Raw genomic sequence first — 22,614 nt, 5'->3', positions numbered from 1 at the left:
CGAAACCGGGCTCTCTGAGCAATCCGGGCTCTCTGAGGAAACCGCGCCCTCTGAGAAATCCGGGCGCTCCAGGACGATCTCCGAGCGCGCGGCGGCCGAGGAGCAGCGGGTGCTGAGCCTCAAGCCGGTGCTGGCGCCGAAGCACGGCAAGTACGGCGAGCACCCGCACCACGGCTACGACGAGTGGCCGGGCGACGGGCCGCTGGTGGTGCTGCTGCACGGCGGCTACTGGCGCTACGACCGGATGCACCTGACCCCGTTCGCCGCCTACCTGGCGCGGCAGGGGTTCTCGGTGCTGCTGCCCGGTTTCCGCCGCTCCGGCGGCGCGGGCGGTTACCCGGAGACCTTCGACGACGTCGCCCGGATCGTCGACGAGCTGCCCGCCGGGCGCCCGTACGTGCTGGCCGGGCACTGCTCGGGCGGCCATCTGGCGCTGTGGTGCGCGGCGCGCGGGCTGCTGCCCGCCGACTCGCCCTGGCACTCGACGCGCCTGCCGGACGCGGTGCTGGCCCTGGCCCCGATCACCGACCTGGCCGCCACCCGCCGCGACGACCTCAGCGACGGCGCGGCGGTGCAGCTCGTGGGCTCCGCGGAGTTCGAAGCCCGGCTGCCGCTGGTGGACCCGGTGACGCTGCTGGCCGAGGCCCGGACCACGGGCGTGCGCACGGTCCTGCTGCACGGCGACGCCGACGAGGAGGTGCCGCACGGGCAGTTCACCGACTACGCGGAGGTGCACGAGGACCTGGAGACCGTGGTGCTGCCGGACACCGGCCACTACGCGCTGATCGAACCCGCCAACCCGGCCGCGGCCGCGGTGGCCGACGTGTTGCGGCGGTTGTTCCGTGAACGCGACGACGATGCGGGAGAGTGCTCCTGATGACCGAACTCGCCGAGCTCGCCGACCACCTCGACGCCACCGACCCGCTGGCGCACGTCCGGGACCGCTTCCTGCTGCCCGAGGGCGTGATCTACCTCGACGGGAACTCGCTGGGCCCGCTGCCGGCCGCGGTGCCGCCGGTGCTGGAGGACGTGGTGCACCGCCAGTGGGGCACCGACCTGATCCGCTCGTGGAACGACAACGACTGGTGGGAGTCGCCGCTGCGCGTCGGCGACGCCGTCGGTTCGCTGATCGGCGCCGCGCCGGGTCAGGTGGTGGCCGGGGATTCCACCAGCGTGCAGCTGTTCACGGCGCTCAGCGCGGCGTGCGAACTGCGCCCCGACCGGTCGCTGCTGGTCACCGACCCGGAGCACTTCCCCACCGACCGGTACCTGGCGGACTCGGTGGCCCGGCTGCACGGCCGCGAGGTCCGCCGGGTCGCGCCCGCGGATCTGCCGGAGTTCCTGGCCTCGCACGGCGATCGGGTCGCGGTGATCAGCTACTCGCCGGTCGACTTCCGCACCGGCGAGCTGCACGACGTGATCGCGCTGACCTCCGCAGCGCACGAGGTCGGCGCGCTGGTGCTGTGGGACCTGTGCCACGCGGCCGGGGCGATGCCGGTGCACCTCGACGAGTGGGAGGTGGACTTCGCGGTCGGCTGCGGCTACAAGTTCCTCTCCGGCGGCCCCGGCGCCCCCGCGTTCCTCTACGCCGCAGCACGCCACCACGATTCCTGGCGCACCCCGCTCCACGGCTGGACCGGTCACGCCGAACCCTTCGGCCTGCACGCCGACTACGCCCCCGCTGCGGGCATCGCCCGCGCCCGGATCGGCACCCCACCGATCCTCTCGCTGCTCGCCCTCGAAGCGGCCCTGACGGCCTTCGACGGCGTCGACCTCACCCAGGTCCGCGCGAAGAGCCTGTCGCTCACCGACCTCTTCCTCCGCTGCGCGGAAAGCCTGCTGGTGCCGGAGGGTTTCGACCCGATCACCCCGTCGAACCCGGACGTCCGGGCCAGCCAGGTCTCCCTCCGCCACCCGCACGCCTACGGCCTCGTCCAAGCCCTGGCCGCCGAGGGCGTCATAGCCGACATGCGCGCCCCGGACGTCCTCCGCTTCGGGGTCAACGCCCTCTACACCACCCACGAAGACGTCCTCGCGGCGTGCACCCGGCTCCACCGCACGACCACGACGGGCGCCTACGACCCCACCCCTAACCGCCCCGGCGCGGTGACCTGACCCGAGAGCTCCCCCGCCCCGACGGTGCCCGGCAGTGGACAGTTTTAGCCATAATTGTCCCGACATTTCGGACATTGATCATGCGCAATTATGGCTAAAACTGTCGCCAGGCGACGCGAGCGCCCATCCGAGACCAGGCACCCGGGGTCAGGCACCCGAGACCAGGCACCCGAGACCAGGCGCCCGGGGTCAGAGCTTGGTGAGGGGGACGCTGCCGATGAGCATGAGCTTGACCGTGCCGGCCGTGCCGAAGTCGATGGTGGCCGTGGCTCGGGGGCCCTCGCCGTCGGTGGCCACGACCGTGCCGAGGCCGTACTTGTCGTGGGTGACCTTGTCGCCGGCTTCGAGCTTGAGGGCGACCGTGTCCTTCCAGCCCTTCATGCCGGTGCTGCGCATGCCGCGCTCGGACAGGCCCGCCTGCGCCGAGTCCCCACCGGTCCGGTCGAAGCCCCCGCCACCGCGGCTGCCCCACGTGCTGCGGACCTGCGGCGCGGCGCGCTCGGGCTCGATGCGGCGCCAGTGCATCAGCTCCTCGGGGATCTCGGTGAGGAACCGCGACGCCGGGTTCGTCATCGGCTGCCCCCACGCCGAGCGCATCATGGCGCGCGACAGGTACAGCCGCTGGCGAGCCCGGGTGATGCCGACGTAGGCCAGCCGCCGCTCCTCGGCGAGCTCGGCCGGGTCGCCCAGGGCGCGGGTGTGCGGGAAGACGCCGTCCTCCCAGCCGCCGGAGAACACCACCGGGAACTCCAGACCCTTGGCGGTGTGCAGGGTCATGAGCGTGACCAGGCCGTCGCCGGTCTCCGGCAGCGAGTCGGCGTCGGCGACCAGCGAGACGCGCTCCAGGAACGCCGCCAGCGAGTCGTCGGCGATCGGGTTCTCGTCGTCCTCGTCGGGCCCGACACCGGACACCACGGCCTCCGCCGAGGGCGAGGCCTCCGCGTCGACCGGCAGCGGCGCACCCGCGCGGGCCTCGGTGAACTCGCGGGCGACGGTGATCAGCTCGGTCAGGTTCTCCAGCCGCGTCGCGTCCTGCGGGTCGTCGCTGGCCTCCAGCTCACCCCGGTAGCCGGTGCGCTCCAGGACGGTGTCGAGGGTCTCGGCGACGTCGTTCTCGGCGGCGACCCGGTTCAGCTCGTCGAGCAGCTCCACGAAGCCCGAGATCGCGTTGCGGGCGCGCGTGTTGAGCAGCGGCACCTCACCGGCGGCGGCCCTGCGCAGGGCGCTGGTGAACGAGATCCGCTCCTGCTCGGCGTGCACCGCGACCACGGCCTCCGCCCGGTCGCCGATGCCGCGCTTGGGCACGTTGAGGATCCGGCGCACGCTCACCGTGTCGTCCGGGTTGTCGAGGACCCGCAGGTAGGCGAGGGCGTCGCGGACCTCGCGCCGCTCGTAGAAGCGCACCCCGCCGACGACCCGGTAGGGCAGGCCGAGGCGGATGAACACCTCCTCGAACACGCGCGACTGGTTGTTGGTGCGGTAGAAGACCGCGATGTCGTTGAACGTGGCCTCGCCCTGGTCGACGAGCCGGTCGATCTCACCGGCGACGAAGGCGGCCTCGTCGTGCTCGTTGTCTGCGACGTAGCCCACGATCGGCTCGCCGTCGCCCGCATCGCTCCACAGCCGCTTGTCGCGGCGGTTCGGGTTGCGCTTGATCACCGCGTTCGCCGCGGACAGGATCGTCTGCGTGGAGCGGTAGTTCTGCTCCAGCAGGATGCTGCGGGCCTGCGGGTAGTCCCGCTCGAACTCCTCGATGTTGCGGATCGTGGCGCCGCGGAACGCGTAGATCGACTGGTCGGCGTCGCCGACCACGCACAGCTCCGCCGGCTCCACCCCGCTCTCCGTCGGCTCCGTCCCGACCAGTTCCCTGACCAGCACGTACTGCGCGTGGTTGGTGTCCTGGTACTCGTCGACGAGCACGTGGCGGAAGCGGCGGCGGTAGTACTCGGCGACCGCCGGGTGCTGCTGCAGCAGCTCGACCGTGCGCATGATCAGGTCGTCGAAGTCCATCGCGTTGGACTCGGCGAGCCTGCGCTGGTAGGCGGCGTAGACCTGGGCGACCTTGCGCTCCACGTCGTTGCCCGCCTGCTGCGCGGCGTCCTCGGGCGTGAGCAGCTCGTTCTTCAGGTTCGAGATGTGGATCGACAGCGTCTTCGCCGGGTAGCGCTTGGAGTCGAGGTCCTGCTCGCGGGCGATCAGGGTGATCAGCCGCTTGGAGTCGTCGGAGTCGTAGATCGAGAAGTTCGACGACATGCCCAGCGTCTTGGCCTCGCGGCGCAGCACCCGCACGCACATCGAGTGGAACGTCGAGACCCACATGACGTTGGCCCGGCGCCCGACCAGGTCGGCGACCCGCTCCTTCATCTCGGCCGCGGCCTTGTTGGTGAAGGTGATGGCCATGATCTGGCCGGGGTGCGCGCCGCTGGCCAGCAGGTGGGCGATGCGGTTGGTGAGCACCCGCGTCTTGCCCGACCCGGCACCGGCCACGACCAGCAGCGGCGAGCCGGTGTGCGTCACGGCCTCGCGCTGCTGCGGGTTCAGCCCGGCCAGCAGCGCGTCCGGGTCCGGCCCGGAGCGGCGGGCGGGCTGCGCGGGCTCGTCGCCCTGGAATTCGAGATCGAGAGGGGTGCTCATCGCCTGACCACGTTACCGAACCCCCCTGACGGCCCCCGAATCTGCCGAGCTCGCAACACGATCAAGCCCAGGACCCCTCGACCGGGTGAGGGATTCCACCTCGTGGGACGCCACGACCGAGTGGTGGATCGGTCGTCCGGGTTGTGGCAGACTGGTGTCGTGCGGACGCAGCAGTACGAGTTTTTCTACGGGCCCGGGACTCCGGCGCCCGTAGCTGCGTGAGCACGAAAACCACTACGACGCCCCGGAGTCCTCGGACTCGGGGCGTTTCGCGTTCCGGGACGGGAACGGGGCCGGAGCCGGAGGAATACGTCCGATGAACGCCACTGTGGACGGTGACCAACCGCAGTCCGAGAAGCCCTCGGCTGAGAAGGCCGCCGCGGAGGCCATCACCAACTTCCGCGAGGAGATCGACTACCTCGACGCCGAGATCCTGCGCCTGATCAAGCGGCGCGCCGAGGTCTCGCAGCAGGTCGGGCAGGCTCGCATGGCCGCGGGCGGCCCGCGCATCGTCTACAACCGCGAGATGGACGTGCTCGCCCGCTACCGCGAGCTCGGGCCGGAGGGACGCGAGATCGCCATGATCCTGCTCCGCCTCGGCCGGGGCCGGCTGGGCCACTCCTGACACCCCGAAGGGCGCCTCCGACCTGGTCGAAGGCGCCCTTCGGCGGCGTCACACCGCGTGGTCGGCGGCCAGGTCGCGCTCCCGGGTCTCCGGGGCGCGCAGCACGGCGAACAGCGTCACCACCGAGCACAGCGCCACGTAGATCGAGATCGGCACCGACGAGCCGAACGCGGCCAGCAGCGCCGTCGCGATGATCGGGGCCAGCGACCCGGCCACGATCGACGCCAGCTGGTAGCCGATCGACGCCCCCGAGTAGCGGACCCGGGTGCCGAACAGCTCCGCGAAGAACGCCGCCTGCGGCCCGTACATCGCGCCGTGGAACACCAGGCCCACGGTGGTCGCGAAGGTGATCACCCAGAACGACTTGGTGTCGAGCATCGTGAAGAAGAAGAACGCCCACACGCCCGTGCCGACCGTGCCCAGCAGGTAGATCGGCCGCCGCCCGAACCGGTCCGACAGCGCGCCCCAGATCGGGATGCTGATGAAGTGCAACACCGAGGCGATCAGCGCCGCGTTGAGCGCCACGCCGCGCGGCAGGTCCAGGAACGTGGACACGTAGGTGAGCACGAACGAGGTCAGCACGTAGTAGACGACGTTCTCGGCGAACCGGGCGCCCATCGCGGTCAGCACCTCGCTCCGTACCGCTTGAGCACCTCCAGGATCGGCGGCTTCTGCTCGGCACCGGCCTCCTGCGCCTTGCGCTGGGCCTCCAGGAACACCGGCGACTCGGCCACCGCCAGCCGCACCCACAGCCCGATCAGCACCAGCACGCCGGAGAGCAGGAACGCGATCCGCCAGCCCCAGGCCATGAACGCCTCGTCGGACTGCACCGCCGCCAGCACGGCCAGCACCGCGGTCCCGAAGACGTTGCCCAGCGGCACCCCGGCCTGCGGCCAGGACGCCCAGAAGCCGCGGCGGTCTCCGGACCCGTGCTCGGAGACGATGAGCACCGCCCCGCCCCACTCGCCGCCGATGGCGAAGCCCTGGATCAGCCGCAGGGCCGTGAGCAGCAGCGGAGCCAGCACGCCCACCGATTGGTAGGTGGGCAGCAGGCCGATCGCGAACGTCGCGCCGCCCATCATGACCAGGCTCAGCACCAACAGCTTCTTGCGGCCGATGCGGTCGCCGAAGTGACCGAACACCAGCCCGCCCAGCGGCCGCGCGACGAAGCCGACGGCGTAGGTGATGAACGCCAGCAGGGTGCCCATCAGCGGGTCGCCCGCCGGGAAGAACAGCTTGTTGAACACCAGCGCGGCGGCTGATCCGTAGAGGAAGAAGTCGTACCACTCCACGGTGGTGCCGACGAGGCTCGCCAGCACGACCCGGGTGGTCGAGGATCTGGCGGGAGCGGGCTCGGTTGTCATGGCTGGCGTCCTCCTTGACGGGCCGTGGTCACCTCGGGAAAACCTGGGTCAGTTCGCCGTCCAGCCCCCGTCCATGGACAGCGACGCTCCGGTGATCGACGTGGTCCCGGGACCGCACAGCCAGGCGGCGAACTCGGCGACCTCGTCCGGCTCGACCAGCCGCTTCACCGGGGTCCGGGCCAGCAGCACGTCCTCGGTGACCTGCTCCTCGGGAACCCGGTGCAGCCGGGCCTGCTCGGCGACCTGCCGCTCCACCAGCGGGGTGCGCACGAACCCCGGGTTCAGGCAGTTGGAGGTGACGCCGTAGGCGGCGCCCTCCAGCGCGATCGTCTTGGACAGGCCCTCGATGGCGTGCTTGGCGGTGACGTAGGCGCTCTTGAACGCCGAGGCCCGCAGCCCGTGTACCGACGAGATGTTGATGACCCGCCCCCACCCGCTGCGGTACATGCCCGGCAGGGCGGAGCGGACGATGCGGAACGGCGACTCGACCATGACGCGCAGGATCGTGCCGAAGACCTCGGTCGGGAACTCGTGCAGCGGCGCGACGTGCTGCAGCCCGGCGTTGTTGACCACGACGTCGGCGCCCTCGCCCAGGCCGTCGGCGTTGTCCGGGTCGGCGAGGTCGACGACGCGGGCCCGCGCCCCCAGCTCGTCGGCGAGCGCCGCGACCGCATCGGCGTTCCGGTCGACCGCGATCACCTCGGCTCCCGCCTCGGCGAATCTCCTGCTCACAGCGGCTCCGATGCCGCTGGCAGCCCCGGTGACCAGGACCCGCTTGCCGTTCAGATCGAGACCGGTTCGCTCGCTCATAGCGACAGAACCTAGGCGTGACGACGATCTCAAACCAGACTTGATTCACAACCTTTTCGAACCGATCCCGGAATCAGGGCGATCCCCCATATCGGACATGCCTCGTCAAGGAGCAGACTGTCGGCATGGGCATGGTTATCGGTCTGGTCGCGCTCCTGGTGACGATCGCCGCGGTGATCGCGGCGGCGGGGCACGCGGGTTATCTGGCGATGCTGACCTCGGCTGCGAAGAAGCGTCCCGGCGGTCAGCCGGCCGTCGAGTTCGCCAAGAAGCGCTACCCGGTCGCGGGCGTCGGCCTCGGCGTCACGCTGCTGGCGCTGGTGATCAGCAGCAGTGGCGTGGGCGCGGACGTCTTCGCGACGCTGCTGGCGCTCGGCGGCGGCGCGGGGTCGCTCAAGGCGCTGGGGACCACGCAGAGCCGCTTCCGCAAGGGTGAGTTCTGACATCTCCGCACGTCGGACGCGCCTTTCGGTGACGTTCGTCCGGGTGGATCTGCGCTGATATCACCCGTTCGATGCATCAAGAGCTCCATTCGGAGTACCGATCTTCCTCACGCGAAGCTCGCCGTGAACCCTCACGACTTGCAGGAAGTCGAGACTCCGATGCACAGCGGCAGAACCATCGGCTGGAGCGGCTCACTCGATGGGCCGCCGCCACCCCCGGAACCGGCACCTGGCCGGCATCGCAAGACCGACGCCGGAGCCACCTGGGCTCCGGTCCCCGCGCAGCGGACCGCGTCCGAGGACTCCTCGCCACGGCTGGTGATCGACCCGCTGATCGATACCGCGCCCGTCGGCGGGCTGCACAAGTTCGACCTCGGCATGGTGCCCGCCTCGGTGACGCCGCCGCGGTCGTGGCGCCGCGCGGCCTGGTTCGCCATCGCTTCGTCGGTGGCGGCGCTGGGCGGTCTGGTGTTCGCCACGACGCTCGTGTCCAGCCACACCACCCGCATCGAGGGCCTGGACCTGCCGAGCATGCCGCGCGGCGGCGCCTACCCCCCGCTGCTGCGCGACCCGTACTTCCTCACCGGCGATCCCACCCGGCCCACGACCTCCGGTGCCGCGCCACGGCCGCCGAGCAGCCCGAACCGGCTGGCCGCGGGCCCGCTGCCGACCGGGACCGCGACCCCGGATCCCGGCGAGGAGGCGAGCGACGACCTGCCGGAGGCGCCGGGCGACGGCGCTCCCGGCGCGGACGTCCCGGGCCCGCCGACCACGAGCAGGCCGCCCACCACCGAGGCGCCGCAACTGCTGAAGCTGACCGACACCGAGGGGATGCAGCGCAGCAGCGAGCAGTACTACGACGCGATCGCCGCGGGCGACCTGCCGGGCGCCTACGCCCTGACCACCGGTCGGCTGCGCGAGGAGGGCTACGAGTCCTTCGCCGCCCGCTACTCGCACGCGACGAAGGTCGAGGTCACGGAGGTCTACGTGACGCCCACCAGCACCACGCACGCGCTGCGGCTGACGCTCCCCGACGGCTCGCAGCGCACCGAGCGCCGCGTGCTGCGCTACGAGATGGCCGATCGCCCGCTGATCGCGTCCGACGAGCAGCTCTCGTGACCACGGATCGTGATCCACTACTCCGTTCGTGATCTTCGGGTCCACCCCATCCGGTGATTCCTGCGCGAAGTCTTCCCCTGACCGCAGCAGGCGGGTACGTCTTCAGGCCGTGGACGACCACCCCAGCGATCCCGGCGACCGGGGGCTCAGCGACCGGGGGCTCAGCGACCCGGGGCTCAGCGACCCGGGGCTCAGCGACACCGTCACGGTCGCCGAGCTGATCAGGCGCGGACCGCACACCCCCGAGCAGGGCCTGCTCGCCGGTGACCTCGACGAGCGCCCCGACCTCACCTCCGCCTCGCCGCCGCTGGGCGGGCTGGTCGCGCTGGCCGTGCTCGGCGTGCTCCTGCTGGTCTCCGCCGCCGGAGCGGGCGCCCTGGTCATGGCCAAGCCCGCGCAGCTGCCGCGCCCCACCGACTCCGCCGCGGCCATCAGCGGCGCCCTGGCGCTGCGCCCGGACCTGGTGCTGCAGGCCGCGTGGCCGTTCCACGACAACGGCGGTTTCGACGCCGCCACCGAGGGAAGCAGCGCCGTCGTCGCCGCCGAACCGGACGACGCGCACCTGGCCAACCCGGCCGCGGGCAGCGCCCAGACCACCATCGGCCTCGTCGAGGACTTCTACCGCCGCGCCCAGGACGCCCCGGACCGGCTCGGCGAGCTCATCGCGCCCGAGCTCGGGCAGGCCGAGGAGCTGCGCCGGGCGTGGGAGGCCGTCAGCGCGGTGCGCGTCGTGGGCCTGCGGAGGGAGTCCGACGCGTCGGTGTCGGCTCAGGTCGAGGCCGTCTACCCGGACGGCCGCCGGGTGCTCCTCGACCAGCACCTGCACGTCTCCCCCGGCCCGCTGCCGCGCATCGTCGGAGCCGAGCTGCGCAGCGCGCACCAGCTGCCGCCCGGCTGAGCCGACCGGCCGCGGGGGTGCACAACAATGCGGCAACGACCCGTCACCACCGCCACCCCCGCCCACCAGGAACGCCGCCGCCGGTACCGTGGCGTGAGCCGGTCGGTGCCGAGGGTCATGAGCTCAACGGCACCGGACGGCGCAGATCCGGATCACCAGCGCAAACAGCTGGGCGAACTGCCCGGATCACCCGGGCGTCCGGATCGGACGGCACCGGGTCGAAACAGGTCGTACCGATCTTTTCGACTTCGGACCTACGCCCGCACGGCGTCGGCTAGGCTGCCGTATCGCGGTTCGGTGGCAACCCGGGTCGTGCTGGAAACGTGTACTTGTGGGGGGCCGATGCCGGTCCGCCCTAATCCGCCGGTGTTCGGTGGGACGGCGTCCGGAACTCCGGGCGGTGGCACCGCTGGGCATCGATAGCAGTACGGGGAGACGTCGGTGAGCGACGAAGGTCGCCTGGTCGCCGGACGCTACCGGGTGCAGCGACGCATCGGCAGTGGCGCGATGGGCGTGGTGTGGGAGTGTGTTGACGAGCGCCTGCACCGCACCGTTGCGGTCAAGCAGTTGCTGTTGCAGCCCGGTCTGGATCCGGGTGAAGCCGAGGAAGCGCGGCAACGGGCAATGAGAGAGGGCCGGATCGCGGCCCGGCTCCAGCACTCGAACGCGATCTCGGTGTACGACGTGGCCGAGGACGAGGGCCAGCCGGTCCTCGTCATGGAGTACCTGCCGTCGACGAGCCTGGCCGCGATGATGTCCGATCACGGGCCGCTGCCGCCGCGCGAGGTGGCGCGGATCGGCGCGGAGGTCGCGTCGGCGCTCGGCGCCGCGCACGCGGCCGGTGTCGTGCACCGCGACATCAAGCCGGGCAACATCCTGCTCGGCGACAACGGCCAGGTGAAGATCACCGACTTCGGCATCTCCCGGGCGCAGGGCGACGTGCAGGTCACCAAGACCGGCATGCTCGCGGGCACGCCCGCCTACCTGTCGCCGGACGTGGCGATGGGGCAGGAGCCGACGCCGGCTTCCGACGTGTTCTCGCTGGGCGCGACGCTCTACGCGGCCATCGAGGGGCACCCGCCGTTCGGTCTCAACGAGAACACCCTGGCGCTGCTGCACGCGGTGGCCGCGGGCAAGATCGAGCCGCCGCAGCAGGCGGGCCCGATGGCCCAGCCGCTGATGGCGATGATGGCCGCCCGCGTGCAGGACCGGCCGGACATGGCGCAGTCCCGCGAGATGCTGCAGGCCGTGGCCGACGGCGGCTCGGTGAACTCCATCCCGACGATGGCCGCCCCGATCCCGCCCGCGCTGGCCCCGGAGACCCCGGAAGAGGCGACGAGCGTGATGGGCGCGGGCGCCGCCGCGGGCACCACCGTCGCCTACTACGAGGACGACCCGTACACGGAGCGCCCCTACGAGGACGCCACGTCGTACATGGGCGCCGATCCGCGCGCCGACTCGGCGGTCTACGAGGAGCCGCGGCGCAGCAGCAAGCGGCCGGTGATCATCTCGGCGATCGCGCTGGTCGCCGTCGCGGTGATCGCGGTGCTGGTCACCTCCGCGCTGCGGCCGCAGGCACCGCCGCCGCAGCCGGCCAACCAGCAGTCCGAGGCTCCGCAGGTCCCCGCGCCGCCGCCGGAGACGACGTCGGAGGAGACGACGACGAGCAAGAAGCCGACGAGGACCTCCACGGAGGAGCCGACGACCTCGGCCGAGGAGCCGACGACGTCGAGCGAGGAGCCCACGTCGACCGAGCAGCCGACGTCGAGCGCCGAGCAGACCTCCAGCAAGCCGACGAGCACCACGACGAGCCAGTCCGGCAGCATCACCACCCAGTGAGGTAGTCGGCGATCGTCTCGACGCCCTGCGGCCGGGATGCTCATCACCAGGTGAGCGTCCCGGCCGCAGGCGCATTCCGGCCCCGGGGTGCCGCCCGGAGTGGGCCGCCCAGTAACGTGGCTGCGGGCGTGACACCGTCGGGTGAAGCCGGCAGCGGGGAGTCCGGTCCGTCCTCATCGCTAACGAGAAAACAGGCAGTCCTCAGACAGGCGAGCCCCGTGGGGCGAACCAGTACCAGGAGACACCGGTGAGCGCCGAAGGTCGTTTGATCGCGGGCCGGTACCGCTTGCAGCAAAAGATCGGCAGCGGCGCCATGGGCGTGGTGTGGAAGGCCGTCGACGAGCGCCTCCACCGCACGATCGCCGTCAAGCAACTGCTGCTGCAGCCCGGTTACACCCCCGAGGAGACCGAGGAAGCGCGGCAGAGGTCGATGCGCGAAGGCCGCATCGCCGCCCGCCTCCAGCACCAGAACGCCATCGTCGTGTTCGACGTGGCCGAGGACGAGGGCCAGCCCGTGCTGGTCATGGAGTACCTGCCCTCGACCAGCCTCGCCGCCGTCATCGACGAGCAGGGCGTGCAGCCGCCGATGCGGGTGGCCCGGATCGGCGTGCAGGTGGCCGGTGCGCTGGCCGCCGCGCACATGGCGGGCATCGTCCACCGCGACCTCAAGCCCGGGAACATCCTGCTCGGCGAGAACGACCTCGCCAAGATCACCGACTTCGGCATCTCCCGGGCGATCGGCGACGTCGCGGTCACCAAGAGCGGCATCCTCGCGGGAACCCCCGCCTACCTGGCCCCGGAGGTCGCGCTGGGCCGCGACCCGGCACCGGCCTCGGACGTGTTCTCGCTGGGCTCGACGCTGTACGCGGCGATCGAGGGCGGTCCGCCGTTCGGCACCGACGAGAACGCGATCAGCCTGCTGCACCGGGTCGCGCGCGGTCAGTTCGAGCCGCCGCGCCAAGCCGGGCCGATGACGCCGGTGCTGATGCAGATGCTGTGCCCGGATCCGGTGGACCGGCCGACGATGGCGCACACCCGCGACCTGCTGCAGGCCGTCCTCGACGGCCGTCCGGTGCCCAGTGCGGCCCCGGGCGCCGGTGCGGGCTGGCAGCGCCAGCAGCAGGCGCCCGCACCGCCTCCGCCCACCGGCTCGCCCACGATGGCCTACCAGGGCGGCGGGATGGCCGGCGCAGGCATGGGCGGGGCGAGCCCGCCCACCCGCGTCGGCGGCGCCGCCCCGGTGGCGGCCGCCGCGCCGCGCCGCGGCGGCAAGCAGGTGGCGCTGTGGATCGTGGCGATCGTGGTGGCGGTCCTGGTGGGCGTGCTGGCCGCGAACGCGTTCGGCTCCGGTTCCCAGGACAAGGGCGCGGCTCCGGCCCCCGCTCCGAAACCGGTCCCGACGGCCGCGCCGGCCCCGACGTCCTCGGCTGCCCCGACGTCCTCGGCGGTCCCTGCGACCAGCAGCCGGGCTCCGACGTCGAGCGCGACGAGCACCAAGAAGCAGGTGACCAAGGAGAAGCTGGTCGCCGCGGTCAAGAAGTACTACACCCTGGTGCCCGACGACCTCGACGAGGCGTGGGAGCTGCTCGGGCCGAGCCTGCAGTCCCAGGGCAAGGAGCGCTACGAGGCGTTCTGGAAGCAGATCGACGACGTCAAGATCATCGGCGAGCCGATGCAGTCCGGCGCCAACGTCGTGGTCACGCTCCAGTTCACCAAGGACGGCAACAAGAGCGTCGAGATGCACGTCCTGGGCATGGTCGCCAACACCGACGGCGACGCCCTGATCAACACCGACAACAGGCGCTGACCACCCGAGGAGGGCTTCCCTTCCCCGACCCCCGGGGAAGGGAAGCCCTCCTCGCTGCGGTGGTCCATCGAGGTGTCGACGATGGCGGGCAGGGGACAGTTTTAATCAAAACTGTCCATGATCAATGTCCGTTATGCCCGGACAGTTTTCACTAAAACTGTCCCACTCCAGAGCACGACAACCCACTTCCACGTCAGCCCACTTCCGCGGTGGGCGCTTCTGCGGTGGGGCGCTTCTGCGTCAGGTCGCTTCTGCGGAGGGTCATTTCTGGGCGACTTCGCGGAGGCAGTGCTGGAGGGAGCCGGCGGCGGGGAGGTCGGCGACGGCTTCGCGGACGGCGAGGTGGAGGCGGCGGGTCGGCTCCGGGTTGGTGACCGCGCGGACCTCCACGCCCGGGTGCACGACGTCGAGCCCGAGCCGCGGCACCAGCGCGATCCCCATCCCCGCGGCGACGAAGCTCTGCGCGGAGTAGGTGCTGTCGGTCTCGACCACGACGCGCGGCGTGAAACCGGCGCTGGCGTAGGCGTCTTCGAGCAGCCGGGAGCAGATCCCGCCGTCGGTGACCGAGCTGTTGATCCACGAGTCGTGGGCCAGCTTGGCCATGTCGACGCTCCCCTGGTCGACCTGCGGGTGCGAGCCGGGCAGCACCACCCGGTACGGGTCGTCGGCCAGGTGCACCAGCCGCACCCCGCGCCGTTCCGGCACCGACTCGCCGAGCACGATGACCGCCAGGTCCGCCTCCCCGGCCTCGACGTCGTCGAGCAGCCCCGCCTCCTGCAGCTGCAGGTCCAGCTGCACCTCCGGGTGCTCGGCGCGGAACTTGGCCACGGCCTGCGGGATCAGGCCGACGGCGGCGGTGGTGAAGAACCGCAGCCGCAGCAGTCCCGTGCGACCGGCCCGGATGTCGGCGAGCTCGGCCTCGGTCTCGCCCAGCAGCTCGGCGATCCGCCCGGCGCGCTCGGCCAGCAGCGTGCCCGCCGGGGTCGGGCGCAGGCCGCGCCCGACCTTCTCCAGCAGCGGCGTCCCGGCCTCCTTCTCCAGCGTGGAGAGCTGCTGGCTGATGGCCGAGGGGGTGAAGCCGAGGTTGGACGCGGCAGCGCTCACCGAACCGCTGGTGACCACCGCGCGCAGGACCTGCATCCGCCTGACGTCTAGCACGCCACCGACGATACAGGATTGCTTACACGTTCGTTGAAATTAATTCGCTTGTCCTTACAGCTCGGGTTCCGCAAGCTGGTCGTACCACTTCGGCGAACCGGCTTCGACGACTCTGGGGAGCGATCATGAACAACCCGACCAGCTACCTGCGGCTGGGCGCGCTCGCGCTGTTCTGGGGAGCGAGCTTCCTGCTGATCAAGCTCGGTCTGGAAGCCCTGTCACCGACGCAGATCGCGCTGGCCCGCATCGTGCTGGGCGCGCTCACGCTGCTGGCGATCTGCGCGGTGCGCGGCCTGCGCACCGCGCTCACGCTGCTGGCGATCTGCGCGGTGCGCGGCCTGCGCATCCCCGGCGACCGCGTCCTGTGGCGGCACGTCGCCGTCGCCGCGGTGTTCGCCAACGCCCTGCCGTGGGTGCTGCTGGCCGTCGGCGAGCAGACCGTCGAGTCCGGGCTGGCCGGAGTGCTCAACGCGACGACACCGCTGTGGACGGTGCTGTTCGGCCTGCTCGCCGGCCGGGAGGCGCTGCCGCCGCGCCGCGCCGCGGGCCTGCTGCTCGGATTCCTCGGCGTGCTGGTCATCTTCGCGCCGTGGCAGGGCGGCGGGATGCTGGGCTGGGGCGTGCTCGCGTGCGTCGCGGCGTCCGCCAGCTACGGCATCGGATTCGTCTACACAGGACGGTTCATCACCGGGCGCGGCACACCGCCGCTGGCGCTGGCGAGCATGCAGCTCACCGCCGCGATCGGGTTCTCCGTGCTCGCGCTGCCCCTCGACGGGCTCCGGATGGTGCACTGGGAGCCGGTGGCGCTGCTGGCCGTCCTCGCCCTGGGCGTGGTCGGCACCGGCATCGGTTTCGCCCTGAACTACCGGCTCATCGGCGACGAAGGCGCCACCACGGCCTCCACGGTCACCTACGTGATGCCCATCTTCTCGGTCCTGCTCGGCTGGCTCCTGCTGGGCGAGCAGCTCCCGCTCCGGGTCATCCTCGGCATGGTCGTGGTGCTGCTCGGCGTCGCCCTCACGCACCGCAAGACCCCGGGCGCGCCGGCGCTGCTCACCCGCGCGGGCCGCAGCTTCGCGCGAGCGTCGGAGCTCTACGCCGACCTCGCCCGGAACCACCCGATGAAGTGACGCGCCTCCGACCGTCACACCAGGCGGCGGTCGGAGGCCCAGCGGGAGAGCTCGTAGCGGTTGGAGAGCTGCGTCTTGCGCAGGACGCTGGAGACGTGGGTCTCCACGGTCTTGACCGAGATGAACAGCTCGGAGGCGATCTCCTTGTAGGCGTAGCCCCGGGCGAGCAGGCGCAGCACCTCCCGCTCGCGGCGGGTGAGCAGGTCCAGCTCGGGATCGCCAACGGGCGCGGCGTTGGGCCCCTCGGAGAAGGCGTCGAGGACGAATCCCGCCAGCCGGGGCGAGAACACCGCGTCGCCTGCCTTGACCCGGGTGATGGCGTCGACCAGCTCGCGCCCGGAGATCGTCTTGGTGACGTAGCCGCGGGCGCCGCCGCGGATCACCGCTATCACGTCCTCGGCCGCGTCGGAGACCGACAGGGCCAGGAACACGATCTCGCCCTTGTCGTCGCCGGAGCGGGCGCGGACCTGCCGCAGCACCTCGGCGCCGCCGCCGTCGGGCATGTGGACGTCGAGCAGCACCACCTCGGGCCGGTAGTGGCCGATGCCGGCCACCGCCTCGGCGACCGAGCCCGCCTCGCCCACGATCTCGACGCCGTCGGCGGCGGCGAGCTCGGCGCGGACACCGGCGCGGAACAGCGCGTGGTCGTCGACGAGGAACACCCGGACCGAGCCCGGCTCCTCGGTGGCTTCACCGGTCACAACATCCTCCGAAAACGTCGTTTCCCCAGGCAGGCTACGCCTCACGCCGCCGACCTGGGCATTTCCATCGCGACCTCGGTGCCCTGACCGGGCGAGGTGCGCACCTTGACCTTGCCGCCGTGCCGCTGCACGCGGCCGCGGACGGAGTCGGCGAGCCCGTGCCGGTCCTCGGGGACCTGGTCCGGGTCGAACCCGGCGCCCCGGTCGCGCACGAACACCGACACCAGCTCGGGTTCGACCTCCGCGTAGACGCTGACCTCGCGGACCCCGGCGTGCTTGGCCGCGTTGACCAGCGCCTCGCGGGCCGCGTTGAGCTGCGCGGTGAGCCGGTCGTCGACCTCGCAGTCGCCGACGACGACCTGCTGCACGGTGATCGCGAAGTGGTCCTCCACCTCGCCGCAGATGCGGGCCACCTCGGCGGCGAAGGTCGCCTTCTCCGCCTCCTCGGAGGGCCCCGCGCTGTCCCCGGCCGCGCCGTAGCCGTCGGGGCCGTAGAGCCAGCCGCGCAGCTCGCGCTCCTGCCCCCGGGCGAGCCTGCGGACCTCGCGCTCGGAACCGGCCTGCTTCTGGATCAGGGCCAGCGTCTGCAGCACCGAGTCGTGCAGGTGCGCGGCGATCTCGGCGCGCTCCTGGGACCGGATTCGGCTGGAGCGCTCGACGTTGAGGTCGCGCATCATCCGCACCCACCAGGGCACGGTGAGCACGGCGACGCCGACCAGCGTGGCGCCGGAGGCCAGCAGCCCGGTCGGCAGCGCGTCCAGCGAGGTGGTGCTGCCGACGAGCAGCGCCATGCCGACGACCACCAGCGCGGCACCGGACATCACCCGGATCCAGGCGCTGCGCGCACCCGAGCCGAGCAGGGCGCCCGCGACCCCGGAGCGGGCGCCCTGCCGCCAGCGGCGGCGCTGTGAGTCGTCCGCCTCCCGCCACACCACCGCCGCCCCCACCAGGGCCACCACCAGCGGGACCGTCAGCCACGTCGGCATCGACAGCACGGCGCCGAAGGCGGCCAGCGCGCCGACGCCGAGCAGCACGATCCCGAAGCCCTGCTGCCACTCCCGCTTCGTCGCCGGGCGCGATCCGCCGCCCTGCGGCACGAACGCCCACAGCAGCGCGTACCCGAGGATCCCGGCGCCGCCGAGAGCGGACAGCACCGCGAAGGTCATCCGCACCCACAGCACCCGGACGCCCAGGTGCTCGGCCACGCCCGCGCACACCCCGGCCAGCAACCGCCCGTCGCGGGTCCGGTGCAGCTGCGGGAGCACGGGCAGCATCCGCTCGGTGGGCTCACCGCCTCGGCGCATCCGCGGGTCGGTCCGCATCGGATTCACCTTGCGCGGCGCGTGCTGCGGGGGGTTCTGGTCGTCGGGGGCCGTCACGTTTTCGATGGTCACACGGTCGAGACCCCCGGGGCATCAGGGACGTCCCCTGACCTACCCGGGGGGGTGGGAGCGTCTTCCTGACGACCTCCCCACCGAGCCCCCGGACGACGATCGACTCGGTGGCCCCACGACGCCCGTGCCGGTCGACGTGGGGTGGGGAGGTTTTCATGAAAACTTCCCCGTCCCCGAACGGACCACCACCCGGGTGACCTGCTCGAAGAGCTTTCGGAGGACCGTTCCCGACGTGCGGTGGGAGATCGAAGTTTTCATGAAAACTTCCCCGTCCCCGGGAGGCGGCGGAGCCCGGGACCGGGGTGGTCTCAGGGGACTCCCGGATTCCCGGGAGGTGCGCCGGATCGGATAGTGGTCGGCATGAACAGCACGCAGCAATCCGGTGGCGTCGACGCCACCCTGCGCGACTTCTGGGCCACCCGCCCGGTCCGGCCGCGCAGCGGGTCGAAGGCGGCGGGTGTGTCGGCGGCGATCGCGCGCCGCTACGGCGTCGACCCGATCCTCGTGCGGGTCGCCTTCGTGGTGCTCGCCTGCTACGGCGGAGCCGGGATCGTCCTCTACATGCTGGGCTGGCTGCTGTTCCCGAAGGAGGCGCCACCGCTGCCCGGCCAGACGACGCCGAGCCGCGAACCCACCGCGACGTGGATCGTGGTGGTGCTGGTGCTCCTGCTGTTCCCGAGCCTGATGTGGATGATCAGCTCGATGGCGGTGCTGGGGCTGGCGGCCGGTCCGGTCGCGCTGTACCTCCTGCACCGCAACCAGGGCGACCGCCAGGTGACCGGGACGTCGAACCCGCCGCCGCAAGCGACTCCGACCGGCGAGAACACCTGGGTCTACCCGGGTGCCGCGGCGGAGCAGCAGACCCCGCCCGCGTGGGACCCGCTGGGCGCGGCACCGTTCGCGTGGGACCTGCCGGAACCCTCTGAGCCCGAACCGCCGGAGCCGAGGTCGCGGCGGTACCGGTGGTTCAACCCGGTCGCGCTGCTCGCGGCGTTCCTGGCCGCGGTCGTGGTCGCGGGCTCGGGCGCCGGGGGCGCTCCGGCGGCGGCCGCGGGCCTGGGCGTGCTCGGCGCGGCGATGGTGATCGGCGCGTTCCTGCACGTGGGGCGCTGGCCGATCCTGTTCGCGGTGCCGCTGGCGATGTTCGCCCTGATCGCCTCGTTCGCCGACGAGTACCGGTTCAACGGCGATCTGAGCGTGGGCGACCTGCGGGTCGCGCCGATCGAGACCACCGACGTGCTGTCGAGCTACGACCGCACCGCCGGGACCGTCGAGCTGGACCTGTCGGACCTGCGGATCAGCACCGGCCAGGTCGTGGAGACCACCGCGAACGTCGGCGCGGGCAAGGTCCTGATCCGCGTTCCCTCCACTGTGGACGTGACGGCGCACTGCGACGCCGAGGTCGGCGAACTCGACTGCCTGGGCCGGCACGCCAACGGCCAGGACCTGCAGCGATCCGTCACCGACGAGGGCCCGGACGGGCTCGGCGGCGGCAAACTCGTGCTCAACGCAGCGGTGGGCACCGGAAACGTGGAGGTCGTCCGTGACTGACGAGACCACGCCCTACGAGGGCCCCGACCCGATCCTGCTGGTCGCAGGCGCCATCGCGCTGATCATCACGGCCACCGTCGCGCTCGACCTGTCGAGCTTCCTGCAGTGGATCCTCGCCGGAGTCGCGGTGATCGTCGGCGTCGTGCTGCTGGTGGCGTCGCTGCGCCGTCGAGCCGAGTGAATTTGCCAGTTCCACCAGCACTTTCGCGATCGCGTCGAGGATTTCCGGGAATTTTTCCCGTTCCTCGCCGATCACATCTCCTGCACCCTTTCCAAAACACGACAACCCCCACCGAGCGCGGCGCCGGTCTGCTGATACTGCGGTCTTGATCGATCCGAACAGCGTTGCTCCCAACACCCCCGCAAGGAGCTGGCCATGACCAGGAACCGCTTGCTCGCAGGCGGCGCCGTGCTCGCCCTGTTCGTCTCGCTGCCGTCCGCGGCGGCGGGCGCGAACCCGGCTGAGGCGCCGAAGGACGCGAAGCCGCGCGCGGAGGTCTTCTTCGACGACTTCTCCGGCAGCGAGCTCGACCGCTCGAAGTGGCAGGTCGAGGTAACCGGTGAGAACTTCGGGACCGTCAACAACGAGCAGCAGGCCTACGTCGACTCGCCCGAGACGATCTACATCGACCACGACGACAGCGGCACCGGCGCCCAGAACGGCGCGCTCGCGCTGCACCCGCGCTACCAGCAGGGCTTCCAGGCGCCCGACGGCGGCACCTACGACTTCGTGTCCGGCCGGGTGAAGACCGAGGACAAGTTCGAGTTCACCTACGGCAGCTACTCGGCGCGCATCAAGCTGCCGGAGAACGCCACCGGCTCGGGCCTGTGGCCGGCGTGGTGGTCGCTGGGCACCAGCATCAACGAGGGCAAGCCGTGGCCGGAGTGCGGCGAGGTCGACGTGATGGAGCACGTCGGCGAGCCGTGGACCAGCTCGGCGATGCACGGCCCCGAGTACAACGGCGACACCCCGATCACCCACCAGCAGAACTTCGAGGGCAAGGACCCGGCCGACTGGCACACCTACCGGGTGGACTGGACGCCGGAGGGCTTCACCTTCTTCGTCGACGACACCCAGACCTACCAGGTCACCAAGGCCGAGTTCGACGCCAACGGCTGGACCTGGGTCTTCGACGACCCGCAGTACATGATCCTGAACTTCGCCACCGGCGGTCAGTACCCGCAGAACGTCAACGGCGTCACGGAGCCCTACCCGGGCCTGCCGCAGGAGAGCGTCGACAAGATCAAGGCCGGAACGGCCCGCTACCTGATCGACTGGGTCAAGGTCGAGCAGTGAGCCGCTGAAACGCGAGAAGGGCCCCTCCGATCTGGTCGGAGGGGCCCTTCATCACGTCACTCCCACTCGATGGTGCCCGGCGGCTTGGACGTGACGTCCAGGGTCACGCGGTTGACGTCGGGGACCTCGTTGGTGATCCGGGTGGAGATCTGCTCCAGCACGTCGTAGGGCAGCCGCGTCCAGTCGGCGGTCATCGCGTCCTCGCTGGAGACCGGGCGCAGCACGACGGGGTGGCCGTAGGTGCGGCCGTCGCCCTGCACGCCGACGGAGCGGACGTCGGCCAGCAGCACCACCGGGCACTGCCAGATGTCGCGATCCAGGCCGGCGGCGGTGAGCTCCTCGCGGGCGATCGCGTCGGCGGCGCGCAGCGTCTCCAGCCGGTCCGCGGTGACCTCGCCGATGATGCGGATGCCCAGGCCGGGGCCGGGGAACGGCTGCCGGTGCACGATCGTCTCGGGCAGGCCCAGTTCCAGGCCGACCCGGCGGACCTCGTCCTTGAACAGCGCGCGCAGCGGCTCGACCAGCGCGAACTGCAGGTCGTCGGGCAGTCCGCCGACGTTGTGGTGGCTCTTGATGTTGGCCGCGCCCGAGCCGCCGCCGGACTCCACCACGTCCGGGTAGAGGGTGCCCTGCACCAGGAAGTCGATCTGCTCGCCCGCGGCACCGGCCTCGGCCTGCAGGTCGCGGGCGGCCTGCTCGAAGACGCGGATGAACTCGCGACCGATGATCTTGCGCTTCTCCTCGGGGTCGGTGACCCCGGCCAGCGCGCCCAGGAACCGGTCGACGGCGTCGATGGTGACCAGCTTGACGCCGGTGGCGGCGACGAAGTCGCGCTCGACCTGCGCCCGCTCACCGGCCCGCAGCAGGCCGTGGTCGACGAACACGCAGGTCAGCTGGTCGCCGATGGCGCGCTGCACGAGCGCGGCGGCGACGGCGGAGTCCACGCCGCCGGAGAGGCCGCAGATGGCCCGGCGGTCGCCGATCTGCTCGCGGATCGCGGCGACGGTGTCGTCGACGATCGACGAGGTCGTCCACTGCGGGCGGACACCGGCGATCTCGTGCAGGAAGCGGCGCAGCACCTCTTGGCCGTGCGGGGAGTGCACCACCTCGGGGTGGTACTGGACGCCCGCGAGGCGGCGCTCGACGTTCTCGAAGGCCGCGACCGGGGTGTCCTTGGTGCCGGCGGTGACCTGGAAGCCCTCGGGGGCCTTGCTGACCGAGTCGCCGTGGCTCATCCACACCGGGTGGTGGCCGGGCAGGTCGTTGTGCAGCCGCCCGCCGTCACCGCTGATCTCGACCTCGGTGCGGCCGTACTCGCGGGTGCCGGTGTGCTCGACGGTGCCGCCGAGCGCGGAGGTCATCGCCTGGAAGCCGTAGCAGATGCCGAAGACGGGGACGCCCGCGTTGAACAGCTCCGGGTCGACCTGCGGCGCGCCCTCGGCGTACACGCTGGAAGGACCACCGGACAGCACGATCGCCGCGGGATCGCGGGCGACCATCTCCGACACCGGGGTGTCGTGCGGGACGACCTCGGAGTACACCTGCGCCTCGCGCACCCGCCGAGCGATCAGCTGGGCGTACTGGGCGCCGTAGTCGACAACGAGAACAGGCCCTGTGGCGCTGTTGCTTGCGGAACCGGACACGTGGTCGCCGACCTCCTTGGCCATCGCACTGGTCCGCACATTGTCGCAGGTAACGAAGGCCACAACCGCATCGCCCCGGACTTCCA

General features: G+C 71.6%; 18 protein-coding genes and 1 pseudogene. 12 read left to right on the top strand and 7 right to left on the bottom strand.

From position 1 onward, the window contains the following. Window positions 1–109 precede the first annotated feature (109 nt). Complete coding sequence (locus REH65_RS20435) at window positions 110–877, top strand: alpha/beta hydrolase family protein (protein WP_406688694.1); 768 nt, start codon at window positions 110–112, stop codon at window positions 875–877. Further along, a complete protein-coding gene (gene kynU, locus REH65_RS20430) occupies window positions 877–2,115 on the top strand; it encodes a kynureninase (RefSeq protein ID WP_406688693.1) in 1,239 nt (412 codons plus the stop codon). The genes REH65_RS20435 and kynU overlap by 1 nt, the downstream gene beginning before the upstream one ends. 189 nt (window positions 2,116–2,304) lie before the next feature. Here kynU and REH65_RS20425 read toward each other — a convergent pair whose 3' ends face one another. Then, complete coding sequence (locus REH65_RS20425; protein ID WP_406688692.1) at window positions 2,305–4,749, bottom strand: UvrD-helicase domain-containing protein; 2,445 nt, start codon at window positions 4,747–4,749, stop codon at window positions 2,305–2,307. Between the two features lie 316 nt (window positions 4,750–5,065). On the opposite strand from REH65_RS20425, the gene REH65_RS20420 reads away from it, so the two are divergent. Beyond that, the gene (locus REH65_RS20420) at window positions 5,066–5,374 is read left to right on the top strand and encodes a chorismate mutase (protein ID WP_093414032.1); all 309 of its coding nucleotides are present in this window, start codon (window positions 5,066–5,068) and stop codon (window positions 5,372–5,374) included. Between the two features lie 48 nt (window positions 5,375–5,422). Here REH65_RS20420 and REH65_RS20415 read toward each other — a convergent pair. After that, window positions 5,423–6,738 (bottom strand): annotated as a pseudogene (locus tag REH65_RS20415) (MFS transporter). A gap of 48 nt (window positions 6,739–6,786) precedes the next feature. Beyond that, window positions 6,787–7,548 carry a 3-hydroxybutyrate dehydrogenase gene (locus REH65_RS20410; RefSeq protein ID WP_406688691.1) on the bottom strand — a complete coding sequence of 254 codons (762 nt, stop codon included), beginning with the start codon at window positions 7,546–7,548 and terminating at the stop codon, window positions 6,787–6,789. Window positions 7,549–7,673: 125 nt separating this feature from the next. On the opposite strand from REH65_RS20410, the gene REH65_RS20405 reads away from it, so the two are divergent. From REH65_RS20405 to REH65_RS20385, 5 genes are all read left to right on the top strand, one after another. Further along, window positions 7,674–7,991: a hypothetical protein gene (locus REH65_RS20405; RefSeq protein WP_406688690.1), complete on the top strand. Its 318-nt coding sequence runs from the start codon at window positions 7,674–7,676 to the stop codon at window positions 7,989–7,991. A gap of 159 nt (window positions 7,992–8,150) precedes the next feature. Next, window positions 8,151–9,110, top strand: a complete 960-nt coding sequence (locus REH65_RS20400) for a hypothetical protein (protein ID WP_406688689.1) — start codon at window positions 8,151–8,153, stop codon at window positions 9,108–9,110. Window positions 9,111–9,219: 109 nt separating this feature from the next. Next, window positions 9,220–10,008: a hypothetical protein gene (locus REH65_RS20395; RefSeq protein ID WP_406688688.1), complete on the top strand. Its 789-nt coding sequence runs from the start codon at window positions 9,220–9,222 to the stop codon at window positions 10,006–10,008. Between the two features lie 441 nt (window positions 10,009–10,449). Beyond that, window positions 10,450–11,847 (top strand): serine/threonine-protein kinase, encoded by a 1,398-nt coding sequence (locus tag REH65_RS20390; RefSeq protein ID WP_406688687.1) that lies wholly within the window; start codon window positions 10,450–10,452, stop codon window positions 11,845–11,847. 247 nt (window positions 11,848–12,094) lie between these two features. After that, window positions 12,095–13,654, top strand: coding sequence for a serine/threonine-protein kinase (locus tag REH65_RS20385; protein WP_406688686.1), 1,560 nt, complete (start codon window positions 12,095–12,097; stop codon window positions 13,652–13,654). Window positions 13,655–13,915: 261 nt separating this feature from the next. On the opposite strand, the gene REH65_RS20380 is transcribed toward REH65_RS20385, so the two are convergent. Next, complete coding sequence (locus REH65_RS20380; RefSeq protein ID WP_406688685.1) at window positions 13,916–14,812, bottom strand: LysR substrate-binding domain-containing protein; 897 nt, start codon at window positions 14,810–14,812, stop codon at window positions 13,916–13,918. A gap of 125 nt (window positions 14,813–14,937) precedes the next feature. On the opposite strand from REH65_RS20380, the gene REH65_RS20375 reads away from it, so the two are divergent. After that, window positions 14,938–15,942 carry a DMT family transporter gene (locus REH65_RS20375; protein ID WP_406688684.1) on the top strand — a complete coding sequence of 335 codons (1,005 nt, stop codon included), beginning with the start codon at window positions 14,938–14,940 and terminating at the stop codon, window positions 15,940–15,942. 14 nt (window positions 15,943–15,956) lie between these two features. Here REH65_RS20375 and REH65_RS20370 read toward each other — a convergent pair whose 3' ends face one another. Then, window positions 15,957–16,643, bottom strand: a complete 687-nt coding sequence (locus REH65_RS20370) for a response regulator (protein WP_406688683.1) — start codon at window positions 16,641–16,643, stop codon at window positions 15,957–15,959. A 41-nt stretch (window positions 16,644–16,684) separates the two neighbouring features. Continuing rightward, on the bottom strand, window positions 16,685–18,037 hold the full coding sequence (locus tag REH65_RS20365) for a PspC domain-containing protein (protein ID WP_406688682.1): 1,353 nt from the start codon (window positions 18,035–18,037) through the stop codon (window positions 16,685–16,687). A 360-nt stretch (window positions 18,038–18,397) separates the two neighbouring features. On the opposite strand from REH65_RS20365, the gene REH65_RS20360 reads away from it, so the two are divergent. From REH65_RS20360 to REH65_RS20350, 3 genes are all read left to right on the top strand, one after another. Next, window positions 18,398–19,588, top strand: coding sequence for a PspC domain-containing protein (locus tag REH65_RS20360; RefSeq protein WP_406688681.1), 1,191 nt, complete (start codon window positions 18,398–18,400; stop codon window positions 19,586–19,588). Continuing rightward, window positions 19,581–19,769, top strand: coding sequence for a hypothetical protein (locus REH65_RS20355; protein ID WP_281455297.1), 189 nt, complete (start codon window positions 19,581–19,583; stop codon window positions 19,767–19,769). The genes REH65_RS20360 and REH65_RS20355 overlap by 8 nt, the downstream gene beginning before the upstream one ends. Window positions 19,770–19,964: 195 nt before the next feature. Then, a complete protein-coding gene (locus REH65_RS20350; RefSeq protein ID WP_281455298.1) occupies window positions 19,965–20,885 on the top strand; it encodes a glycoside hydrolase family 16 protein in 921 nt (306 codons plus the stop codon). Between the two features lie 56 nt (window positions 20,886–20,941). Here the strand turns inward: REH65_RS20350 and guaA are convergent, their stop codons facing one another. Then, window positions 20,942–22,528, bottom strand: coding sequence for a glutamine-hydrolyzing GMP synthase (gene guaA / locus REH65_RS20345; protein ID WP_406688680.1), 1,587 nt, complete (start codon window positions 22,526–22,528; stop codon window positions 20,942–20,944). Window positions 22,529–22,614 lie beyond the last annotated feature (86 nt).

Source organism: Saccharopolyspora sp. ID03-671, assembly GCF_045278815.1.
Taxonomy (GTDB): Bacteria; Actinomycetota; Actinomycetes; order Mycobacteriales; family Pseudonocardiaceae; genus Saccharopolyspora; species Saccharopolyspora ipomoeae.
Note: the sequence above shows the minus strand (reverse complement) of the source record. Positions and strands in the feature narration are given on the sequence as shown.

Bases quoted from the DNA above. Each gene is read 5' to 3' on its own strand.
- REH65_RS20360 (WP_406688681.1), top strand. From the start codon at position 18,398: ATGAACAGCACGCAGCAATCCGGTGGCGTCGACGCCACCCTGCGCGAC.
- REH65_RS20400 (WP_406688689.1), top strand. From the start codon at position 8,151: ATGCACAGCGGCAGAACCATCGGCTGGAGCGGCTCACTCGATGGGCCG.
- REH65_RS20350 (WP_281455298.1), top strand. From the start codon at position 19,965: ATGACCAGGAACCGCTTGCTCGCAGGCGGCGCCGTGCTCGCCCTGTTC.
- REH65_RS20410 (WP_406688691.1), bottom strand. From the start codon at position 7,548: ATGAGCGAGCGAACCGGTCTCGATCTGAACGGCAAGCGGGTCCTGGTC.
- REH65_RS20405 (WP_406688690.1), top strand. From the start codon at position 7,674: ATGGGCATGGTTATCGGTCTGGTCGCGCTCCTGGTGACGATCGCCGCG.
- REH65_RS20375 (WP_406688684.1), top strand. From the start codon at position 14,938: ATGAACAACCCGACCAGCTACCTGCGGCTGGGCGCGCTCGCGCTGTTC.
- kynU (WP_406688693.1), top strand. From the start codon at position 877: ATGACCGAACTCGCCGAGCTCGCCGACCACCTCGACGCCACCGACCCG.
- REH65_RS20425 (WP_406688692.1), bottom strand. From the start codon at position 4,749: ATGAGCACCCCTCTCGATCTCGAATTCCAGGGCGACGAGCCCGCGCAG.
- REH65_RS20420 (WP_093414032.1), top strand. From the start codon at position 5,066: ATGAACGCCACTGTGGACGGTGACCAACCGCAGTCCGAGAAGCCCTCG.